General features: G+C 59.8%; 1 protein-coding gene and 1 pseudogene. Both read right to left on the bottom strand.

Translation table 11 applies throughout. The features are described 5' to 3' along the window. On the bottom strand, positions 1-147 hold a 147-nt coding region (locus NKI41_RS33175; protein ID WP_352687281.1), incomplete at its 3' end, for a transcriptional regulator domain-containing protein. A gap of 34 nt (positions 148-181) precedes the next feature. Then, positions 182-809: pseudogene (locus NKI41_RS33170) on the bottom strand (acyl-homoserine-lactone synthase). Positions 810-973 lie beyond the last annotated feature (164 nt).

Here is a 973-nt window from a genome sequence, read left to right as displayed (position 1 = left end):
CAGCGCGTTCGCCAGATCCTTCTGGAAGTCCGGATTGCGCCTGAGGAATTCCCAGGCCCAGCCTCGGCTGGTCAGCCGCTCGACATAGCCATAGTCACCATCATCTTGCCTGTCCGGCCAGGCAGGGCCAGATATTATTTCGTCCATTGCATCGTTTCCAGGAACTAGTTGGATTCCAGGCTCAGGCGATCTTCATGACCGGTGTCCACAGTACCGGGCCCTTGAGTCCGCCATTGCGACGGAGGGCTTCCAAGCTCTCTGTCGAGACGTCGAGATATCCGGCAACGGCACGTGTGTTGCCTATTGTTTGCGGATCGGACAGCCGTTCGAGTGGCCAGCCGGCGCGACGCAAGATCCGCTCTATGCGCAGATCCGTTACGGTAACGATGCTGCGCAGACCACGTGACAACCCGAACTCGACCATTCCGGCAAACAGCTCGTAGGTGCCAACAGCGATGCCCGCCTGTTTCGGCGCGGAAGGCGGCAGATCAAGCGCAAAACGGCTGCTTTCCCAAACCCGCGGATCTTCCGGCGCCGAACGGTCAGCAAGGAGAGCGCAGAAGCTGTCGCGCAGCCATCGTCGGTCCGGTGGTCGGCAACAGGCGCACGCAGCCGTCGATGCGTCCGGCGGGCGCACGCAGCAACAGGTAGTGGGGACGAAGCGCGTCGAACGGATCGACCTCATAGCCGCCGCTGAACGAAACGTCCCAATCAAGTCGATCCCTGAAGACGCGATACCGCAGGCGGTGCATCTGCTCGAGCTCGTCGCTGAACTCAGCGTAGCAATCCGGCGTGATCAACTGCATCATGATGGCCTTTCTCCCTCGCATGGATAATACCTGCGATTGAAGGCAAGGGCCGGAGTTGATACAACCTGTGTATGTGCCCAGGTTTCGGAGATCAGGTGAAGAGAGATGGCCTGGATAGTGCAAGCCGAACGGCTGCCTGAATAACCGTCTTCACGCCAAGCTTC

Origin of the sequence: Mesorhizobium sp. M0601, from assembly GCF_040320845.1 — a bacterium.
Taxonomy (GTDB): domain Bacteria; phylum Pseudomonadota; class Alphaproteobacteria; order Rhizobiales; family Rhizobiaceae; genus Mesorhizobium.
This window is presented reverse-complemented; position numbering and strand designations above follow the sequence as displayed.